8 protein-coding genes are annotated in these 8,598 nt (G+C 77.6%); 5 read left to right on the forward strand and 3 right to left on the reverse strand.

Annotated elements, in window-relative coordinates; all coding sequences use genetic code 11:
* Positions 1 to 188 (reverse strand): hypothetical protein (locus tag ACI6QG_RS19175; RefSeq protein ID WP_407026195.1); only part of this gene is annotated, 188 nt, incomplete at its 3' end.
* 116 nt (positions 189 to 304) lie between these two features.
* Between ACI6QG_RS19175 and ACI6QG_RS19180 the strand changes: the two genes are divergently transcribed.
* Positions 305 to 1,657, forward strand: a complete 1,353-nt coding sequence (locus tag ACI6QG_RS19180) for a bifunctional heptose 7-phosphate kinase/heptose 1-phosphate adenyltransferase (protein WP_407026196.1) — start codon at positions 305 to 307, stop codon at positions 1,655 to 1,657.
* Positions 1,658 to 1,689: 32 nt separating this feature from the next.
* Here the strand turns inward: ACI6QG_RS19180 and ACI6QG_RS19185 are convergent, their stop codons facing one another.
* Positions 1,690 to 3,048, reverse strand: coding sequence for a lytic transglycosylase domain-containing protein (locus tag ACI6QG_RS19185; protein WP_407026197.1), 1,359 nt, complete (start codon positions 3,046 to 3,048; stop codon positions 1,690 to 1,692).
* A 235-nt stretch (positions 3,049 to 3,283) separates the two neighbouring features.
* Here ACI6QG_RS19185 and ACI6QG_RS19190 point away from each other — a divergent pair, with 235 nt between their 5' ends.
* A complete protein-coding gene (locus ACI6QG_RS19190; RefSeq protein ID WP_407026198.1) occupies positions 3,284 to 3,751 on the forward strand; it encodes an outer membrane lipoprotein in 468 nt (155 codons plus the stop codon).
* A gap of 167 nt (positions 3,752 to 3,918) precedes the next feature.
* Here ACI6QG_RS19190 and ACI6QG_RS19195 read toward each other — a convergent pair whose 3' ends face one another.
* The gene (locus ACI6QG_RS19195) at positions 3,919 to 5,529 is read right to left on the reverse strand and encodes a GGDEF domain-containing protein (protein WP_407026199.1); all 1,611 of its coding nucleotides are present in this window, start codon (positions 5,527 to 5,529) and stop codon (positions 3,919 to 3,921) included.
* 156 nt (positions 5,530 to 5,685) lie between these two features.
* On the opposite strand from ACI6QG_RS19195, the gene ACI6QG_RS19200 reads away from it, so the two are divergent.
* The 3 genes from ACI6QG_RS19200 (at position 5,686) to ACI6QG_RS19210 (ending at position 8,419) form a co-directional block, all read left to right on the forward strand.
* A complete protein-coding gene (locus ACI6QG_RS19200) occupies positions 5,686 to 6,945 on the forward strand; it encodes a glutamate-5-semialdehyde dehydrogenase (RefSeq protein ID WP_407026200.1) in 1,260 nt (419 codons plus the stop codon).
* Positions 6,946 to 7,007: 62 nt separating this feature from the next.
* A complete protein-coding gene (locus tag ACI6QG_RS19205) occupies positions 7,008 to 7,859 on the forward strand; it encodes a 2-keto-4-pentenoate hydratase (RefSeq protein WP_407026201.1) in 852 nt (283 codons plus the stop codon).
* Positions 7,856 to 8,419, forward strand: a complete 564-nt coding sequence (locus tag ACI6QG_RS19210; RefSeq protein WP_407026202.1) for a nicotinate-nucleotide adenylyltransferase — start codon at positions 7,856 to 7,858, stop codon at positions 8,417 to 8,419. The genes ACI6QG_RS19205 and ACI6QG_RS19210 overlap by 4 nt, the downstream gene beginning before the upstream one ends.
* Positions 8,420 to 8,598: the final 179 nt, after the last annotated feature.

Raw genomic sequence — 8,598 nt, forward strand, 5'->3', positions numbered from 1 at the left:
CGGGCGGCGGCGCCGGGGGCCACGCCCACCAGCGCCGGGGCGCCGCAGGACAGCGCCACCAGCGCGCCGCCGCCGCCCGGCGCGGCCTCGGCCAGCAGGGTGCGGGCCAGGGCGCCGCGCCCGACCAGGGCCACGGAGCCCGGGGGTGCGGCGGCCAGCGCCAGGGAAAGCGGGTCGGTCCGGGTCATGCCTCTCGCCAGGGGCCGTCCTGGCCGCCGCGGGCATCCTGCGGCTTCACCCCTGAAGGAAGCGTTGACGGCCGCCCGGTTGCGCCCCCCGGCGGGGCTGGGCTACGGCTGGGCGCATGGCCCCACAGAACCCCGCCCGCGAGGCGACCTCGCCGCAAGACCTGGCCGAGGCCGTGCGGGCGCTGGGCCGCGCCACCGTGCTGGTGGTGGGCGACGCCATGGTGGACCGCTACGTGTTCGGCCACGTCGCGCGCGTCAGCCCGGAGGCGCCGGTGCCGGTGCTGAGCGTGGAGCGCGAGGTGGCGCTGCCGGGCGGCGCCGGCAACGTGGTGCGCAACCTCACCGCCCTGGGCAGCGCGGTGGCCTTCGTCTCGGTGGTGGGCGACGACGCGGCGGGCAGCGACCTGACCGGCCTGATCGGCGGGCAGCCGCGGGTGGAGCCCTGGCTGCTGGTGCAGGGCGGGCGGCTGACCACGGTGAAGACGCGCTTCCTGGCCGCCGGCCAGCACCTGCTGCGCACGGATTACGAGCAGGCGGCGCCCATCCATCCCCGCCTGGCCGACCGCATGGTCAAGATCGCCTCCGACGCCGTGGCCGCCACCACCGTCCTGGTGCTGAGCGACTACGGCAAGGGCGTGCTGGCGGGTGACATCCCGCAGCGGCTGATCGAGGCCGCGCGCCGCGCCGGCCGCCGCGTGGTGGTGGACCCCAAGGGCGGCGGCGACCTGGCGCGCTTCCGCGGCGCCGACCTGCTGATCCTGGAGCGCGAGGAGCTGCCCGGCGCCGCGCGCGACGAGGCCGGGGTGGCCGCCGCCGCGCGCGAGCTGCTGGAGGCGCTGGAGCTCGGCGCCGTGCTGGTGCCGCGCGGCGCCGAGGGGCTGACCCTGGCGCGCCCGGACGGCGCCCTGCATTTCCGCGCCGAGGCGAGCGAGGTGCACGACCCCGCCGGCGGCGGCGACGCCGTGGTGGGGGTGGTCTCGGCCGCGCTGGCCGCCGGGCTGTCGCTGGACGCGGCGGCGCGGCTGGCGGCGCTGGCGCTGGGCATCGTGTCGCGCAAGTCGGGCATCGCGCTGGTGCGCGCGGACGAGCTGCTGGAAGGCCTGACCCCCGGCCGGGGCGCGGCGCGCAAGCTGGTGAGCCTGCCCCTGGCGGTGGAGGTGGCGGAGCGCTGGCGCCACCGCGGCTGGCGCATCGGCTTCCTGCAGGCCGCCGACCCCTGCCCCTCCGCCCTGACCGAGCAGGCCCGCCGCTGGTGCGACCGGCTGATGGTGGGCGTCGCCTCGGAAGGGGAGGCCGCCATCCTGCTGGCCGAGCGCCCGGAGGTGGACCTGATCGCCGTGGGCGAGGGCTGGAACGAGGACGCCCTGCGCCTGCTGCGCCCCGACCTGGTGGTGGCCGCCGCGGCGGACGACGCCCTGGCCCGGCTGCTGGGCGAGTGGGGCGGCGAGGTGCGGCCCGCCGCCCCCTGACCTGCCGGCCCTGGCCCGTCAGCCCTGGCCCGTCAGCCCTGGGCGTCCGGCCCCAGCACGTTGCACGCGCCGTTGCGGCGCAGCCGGTCGCAGGCCTGCTGGGCGTTGCCCTGGCTCAGCCCCGTCACCCGCGCGCGGAACAGGGTGGCGCGGCCCACCTGCACGGGCTGCACCGCCACCCGGCCGCCCACGCTGTTCTGCGCCGACTGCGCGGCGGCGCGCGCCTGCTCGGGGTTGGCGAAGGCGCCGACCTGCACCGCCCAGCCGGCGCCGGTGGTGGCCGCCACCGGGCGGAAGCCGGCCGGCAGCGTCCCGGCCTGCGCGGCGGAGATGAAGCCCAGGCCGCGCGCGGGCACCGGCGCCGAGGCGACGGAAGGCCGCAGCACGGGCGCGGGGGCGGGCGCCGGGACGGGCATGGGCGGCGGCGGGGCCAGGCGCGCCGCGCTCTCGGCCAGCCGGGCCGCGCCCTCGGGGGTGGAGCCGTCGGGGATGGGGTCCATCCGCGCCACCACGATGCGGCCATCGGGCAGGGTCATGCCGCCGGCGGGCTCCGACGCGGCGCGGGCCTGCGCCTCGGCCAGGCGCACGGCGCCCTGCGGGGTGGAGCCGTCGGGGATGGGCTCCATCGCCACCACGCCGCCGCGCGGCGCGGGGGCCGGGGCGGCCGCCACCATGCGCGGGCCGCTGAAGGCCTCCGGCGCCGGGGTGGAGGCGTATTGCGCGTTGCCCTCGCGCACCGAGCGCGCCTCGGCGATGGCGGTGCGGGTGGCGGCGTCCATCCGGCGCGGGCCGGGCGGCACGTTCAGCGGCAGCTCGGCCGCGGCGTACACCTCCGGCGCGGCGCGGCGCACCGGCGAGGCGCGCAGCACCCCGGGCCCGACGCGGGCGACGTAGTTGCGCGTCTCCGCCGGCAGGCCGGAATTGGCGTAGAGGTAGTTCTCCAGCCGCCGCGGCCCGGCGTTGTAGGCCGCCAGGAAGGCGGGCGAGCCGTAGAGGTCGTACATCTGCCGGATGTAGGCGGTGCCGGCCATGATGGAATCGTAGGGGTGGTAGGGGTCGTCGCCCAGGGTGTGGCGGCGCTGCAGCTCGCGGTAGGTGGCGGGCATCACCTGCATCAGCCCCATGGCGCCCACGGGGCTGGTGGCGGTGGCGCGGCCGCCGGACTCCTGGCGCATCACCTCGCGGATCCAGCGCTCCGGCACGTCGAAGCGGCGCGACGCCTCGCGGATGTAGGGGCCCCAGGGGTCGCCCGGCGGGCCCGGCGGATCGTAGGAGCGGGTGGGGGCGCGCCAGGAGGCGGTGGTCTGCGGGGCCTGGTTGCCGCCGCAGGCGGCCAGCATTCCCACCAGGGCGACCGCCCCCGCGATGCGCGCAGCACGACCAAGCCTCATCGTCGCAGAACCCCCCGTTTCGCGGCGCCGCGATGGCCCCTCCACCGAATTCCCCCCGGCGGACGGCACGGCGCTGACGCCCGCCCGCCCCTCCCCGGGGCGTGCGGACCGCCGGACCCTAGACCCCCCGGGGTCCGCGAGTCCAGCATGCATGGCGCCCACCCTGGACCCGGCCGGCTTGGCGAAGCCTTAATGGGGCCAGGGAATCGTCACACGGACAAGGACCACCGAACCCATGAGCATGCGCCTCCTCCCCCTGCCCGCCGCCCTGCTGGCGCTGGGCCTGTCCGCCTGCGCGCCGCAGGCCACCAACAGCACCGTCGCCTCCGGCGCGCTCGGCTCCGTCTCCACGCTGGAATACGGCACCATCGTCGGCATGCGGCCGGTGAACGTGCAGAACCAGCCCACCGGGGTGGGCGCGGTGGGCGGCGGCGTGGCCGGCGGCCTGCTCGGCTCCACCATCGGCGGCGACTGGCGCGCCAACGTGGTGGGCGGCGTGCTGGGCGCCGCGGTGGGCGCCTTCGCCGGCTCGGCGGTCGAGGGCTCGCTGGGCCGCGGCCAGGCGGTGGAGTTCGTGGTGCGGATGGACCGCGGCCGGCGCGACGCCGCCATCATCCAGACCAACGAGGACAACTTCCAGGTCGGCGAGCGCGTCGCCGTCTCCTTCGGCGGCGACCGCGCGCGGCTGATGCGCGCGCGGTGAGGATGGGCGGCCCGGTGGGCCGCGCTGCGTCTCGCGCCCCCAGGCGCCGGGCGCCCGCTCCGCGGCCTTGGCTTCGCCGCGCCACGGGCGTGCCGATGGCACGCGTTCATGGGCGGCGGGGCGCGCCCCAGGCGCCCGGGCCTTGTTCGCCTGATGCCCGCCGCGCGCTACTCCGCCGCCAGGGCGGCGGCGGGTTCGGCGGCCAGCACCACCCGGTTCCGCCCCCCGGCCTTGGCGCGGTAGAGCGCGGCATCCGCCGCCTCCATCGCCGCGGCCAGGGTGCCGCCCCGTGCCGGCAGCGCCGCCACCCCCAGCGAGGCCGAAAGCCCCGGCCCGCCGCCGCTGCGCTCGATGGCCTGGCGCAGCGCCTCGGCGCGCTGGGCCGCCGCCTCGGCCGTGCAGTCGGGCAGCAGCAGGGCGAATTCCTCCCCGCCATGGCGGCAGGCCACGTCGCCGCCGCGCAGCCCCTCGCGCAGCAGCGTGCCCACCCGGCGCAGCGCGGCATCGCCCGCCGCGTGGCCGTGGCGGTCGTTCAGCGCCTTGAAGTGATCGAGGTCGAGCACGACCACGGCCAGGGGGCGGCCGCTGCGCTCGGCCTGGGCAGCCAGCTTGGCGCCCACCTCGTCCAGGAAGCGGCGGTTGTGCAGCCCAGTCAGCGGGTCGCGCAGCGCCTCGCCCTGCAGGCGCTCGCGCAGGGCGATGTTGGCCACCGCCAGCGAGATGTTGTCGGCCAGCGCGTGCGCCAGGGCGGATTCCGGCGCGTCCGCCGCCAGCCCGGCCACGCGCAGCATCCCGTGCGCCTCCCCGCGCGCCGACAGCGGCAGGCACAGCCCGCCGCCGGTGGCGCAGCGCGCGGCGCAGGGGGTGTCGGTGCCGCAGGACTGCACGCGGCCGCGCCGCAGGGAGAAGCAGCCGCCCGGGCCGATGGGGTGCGCCGCCGGCGCCGCGCCCCAGGAGGCGGCGGGGCGCAGCGCCTCCCCGCCCTCGGCGGCCGGCAGGAACAGCGTGCCGCCATGGCCGGGCAGCAGGCCGGGCGCGGCATGGCGCACCACCGCCTCGACATCGGCGTGGCTGTGGCAGGCGTGCAGCATGTCGGTCAGCCGCAGCAGGGCCGCCGTCTCGGCGTTGGAGCGCGCCAGGCGGGCGTGCTGCATCGCGTCCGCCTGGCGCTGGCGGTGCAGCAGCGCGTAGCCCAGCACCAGCCCCAGCCCGCACAGCATGGCGGCGGCGGCGACCAGCGCGGTGGCCAGGGCGCTGGCGCGCTCCATCGCCGCCTTCAGCCCGTGCAGGTCCTCGGCCTGCACGTGCAGGAACTCGTCCAGCCGGGTGCGGATGTCGTCGGTCAGGGTGTTGCCGCGCCCGGCCTGGCCGGCCGCCAGCAGCGTTTCCCGCTGGCCCTGCTGGAGCGCGAGGTGCCCGGCCCGGCGCTGCGCCGCCCAGGCATGCAGCCGCAGCGACAGCGCGAGCGTCGACTCGCCCGGCACGCGGGAATCCACCGCCTCGGCCAAAGCGAGGCTCGCCGGCGCCTCGACCAGGGCGATGCTGCGGAACAGCCCCTCGGCATAGGCGGGCTGGCCATACAGCAGCAGGCCGCGGAACTGGCGGTCCCCCTCGGACACCTGGCCCATCAGCCGGTGCGCGGCCTCCACCTGCCCGCGCAGGCGCAGCACCTCCGCCTGCAACTGGTCGGAGCGCAGGTGGCCCCAGATGGAGGCGGCCAGCCCCAGCCCCACCAGCAGGGTGAGCGCGAGGCAGGACAGGCCGAGACGGTGCTTCATGGCTTCCGCGAGTATCTTCCAAGTTTGTCAACCAGTGGTTGATGAAATGGCCGGCGTCTGTCCGGCGGAATGCGGAGGGCGCTTCATGCATCGGCGCCGCGCTCGCCTCCGGCGGCGCCGCGTGGCAAGGAAGGCCCGGCAAAGGAGACCGCCGCCGTGAACGCCCCCGACCCCGCCGCCCTGATCGAGAGTTCCGCCCGCGCCGCGCGCGCCGCGGCATCCGTCCTGGCCCGCGCGGGCCGACCGGCCAAGGACGCCGCGCTGCACGCCGCCGCCCGGGCGCTGCGCGGCCGCGCGCCGGCCATCCTGGCGGCGAATGGCGAGGATTTGGCCGCCGCCCAGGGCCTTTCCGCCGCGCTGACCGACCGCCTGACCCTGACGGATGCGCGCATCGAGGCGATGGCGCGCGGCCTGGAGGAGATCGCCGCCCTGCCCGACCCGGTGGGCCGCGTGCTGGCCGAATGGACCCGCCCCAATGGGCTGGTGATCCGCCGCGTGGCGCAGCCCCTGGGCGTCATCGGCATGATCTTCGAGAGCCGGCCCAACGTGACGGCCGATGCCGGCGGGCTGTGCCTGAAGGCCGGCAGCGCGGTGATCCTGCGCGGCGGCTCGGAATCCGCCCATTCCGCCCGCGCCGTCGCCGCCTGCCTGCGCGACGGGCTGCGCGAGGCCGGCCTGCCGGAGGACGCGGTGCAGCTGGCCCCCACCCAGGACCGCGCCTTCGTCGGCGCCATGCTGGGCGCGGCCGGGCTGCTGGACCTCATCATCCCGCGCGGCGGCAAGGGGCTGGTGGGCCGGGTGATGCGCGAGGCCCGCGTGCCCGTGCTCGCGCATGCCGAGGGGCTGTGCCACACCTTCGTCCACGCCGCGGCCGACCCCGCGATGGCGCGCGCGGTGGTGGCCAACGCCAAGATGCGCCGCACCGGCATCTGCGGCGCCACCGAGACGCTGCTGGTGGACGCCGCCAGCGCCCCCGCCCTGCTGCCGCTGCTGGTGGCCGACCTGGCGGCGCTGGGCTGCGCCTTCCGCGCCGATGCCCGCGCCCGCGCCATCTGCCCGGACCTGCCGGCCGCGACGGCGGAGGACTTCGCCACCGAATGGCTGGACGCGGTGCTGAACGTCGCGGTGGTGGACGGCGTGGACGACGCGCTGGCCCACATCCGCCGCTTCGGCAGCGAGCACACGGAGGCCATCATCACGGAGGACGCCGCGGCGGCCGAAGCCTTCCTGGACGGGCTGGATTCCGCCGTGGGGCTGTGGAACGCCTCCACCCAGTTCTGCGACGGCGGCGAGTTCGGCTTCGGCGCGGAAATCGGCATCGCCACCGGGCGGATGCACGCGCGCGGGCCGGTGGGGCTGGAGCAGCTGTGCACCTGGCGCTACCGCATCACCGGGACGGGGCAGGTGCGGCCCTGAGGCGGCGCTTCCCTCCCTCGCCGCGCCGCGCCATGCTGCGGCGAAACGAGGGAGGTCCTTCCATGCGCCGCTTCATCCTCGCCGCGCTCGCCGCGGCGCCGCTCGCCGCCCCGGCCTGGGCCGCCTGCCCGGAGGACGCGGCGGTGGAGGCGCTGGCGCGCTCCCTGCTCGCCAACCAGCCGGCGCAGCCGCTGGCCGGCATGACCAGCCTGGAGCATGGGCAATGCGCCCAGGACAAGCTGGTGGCGGTGATGGTGCAGCACTGGGGCCGCCCGGTGGGCTACAAGGTGGGGCTGACCAACGCCGCCGCGCAGCAGCGCTTCGGCGTGGCGCACCCGGTCACCGGCACCATCTACGAGGCCACGCTGCGCCTGCGCTCGGGCGCCGAGGTGCCGGCGCGCTTCGGCTCCGTGCCGACGGTGGAGGCCGACCTGCTGGTGCGCGTCTCCTCCGACGCCATCAACGAGGCGCGCACCCATCTCGACGTGCTGCGCGCCATCGACCAGGTGATCCCCTTCATCGAGATGCCCGACCTGGTGCTGGCCCAGGGCATGGACGGGCCGAACCTGCTGGCCATCAACGTCGGCGCCCGCCTGGGTGTGGTGGGCGAGCCCATCCCGGTGCGGGCGACGGAGGAGTTCGCCGCCCGGCTGGGCACGATGACCGTGGTGATGACCAACAACGAGCGCGAGCTGGCCCGCGCCCCCGGCACCGCCCTGCTGGGCCACCCGCTGAACGTGCTGCCCTGGCTGGCGCAGGATTTGCGCAGCCGCGGCGAAAGGCTGCGGGTGGGCGAATACGTCAGCCTGGGCGGCTTCTCGCCCGCCCTGCCGACGGAGGCCGGGCGCACCTACACCGTGCGCTACGAGAACCTGCTGGCCCAGCCGGTGGACGTGAGCGTCCGCACGCGGTGAGGCGGACCGGGCTGCTCGGCGGGTCGTTCAACCCGGCCCATGCCGGGCACCTGCACGTGGCGCAGGCGGCCACCAGGGCGCTGCGGCTGCACGAGGCGTGGCTGCTGGTCTCGCCCGGCAACCCGTTGAAGCCGCGCGCCGGCATGGCGCCCTTCGCCCAGCGCCTCGCCTCGGCGCGGGCCATCGCCCGGCCGCCGCGGCTGCGCGCCTCCGACGCCGAGGCGCGGCTGGGCACCCGCTTCACGGTGGACACGCTGGAGCGGCTGCGGCGGCGCTTCCCGCGCCGGCGCTTCGCCCTGGTCATCGGCGCCGACAACCTGCTGCAGCTGCCGCGCTGGCGGCGCTGGCGCGGCCTGGTGCGCGCGGTGCCGCTGGCGGTGCTGCCGCGTCCGGGCTACACGCGGCCGGCGCTGCGCGGCGCCGCGGCCTCCGTCATGCGGCGGGGCCGGCGGCGGCCGGCGGCGTTGATGCGGGCCGGGAGCGGCTGGGCGCTGGTGCCCGCCGCCGAGCGCGCGATCTCCGCCACCGCCATCCGCTCCGGCGCGTTGGGGGTGACATAGGTTCCCAAGGGAGGCCGGCTTTGGCGCGCAAGACCGACGACACCACGACCCGCAAGCCCCGCGCGGCAGCGCCCAAGGCCCGCGCGGCAGCGCCCAAGGCCGGCGCGGCCGCGCCCCGGGCCAAGGCGGCCGCACCCCGGGCGGGGGCGGCCAAGCCGCGCGCCGCCGCCGCGAAGCCG

Origin of the sequence: Sabulicella flocculans (genome assembly GCF_045449635.1) — a bacterium.
Classification (GTDB): domain Bacteria; phylum Pseudomonadota; class Alphaproteobacteria; order Acetobacterales; family Acetobacteraceae; genus Roseococcus.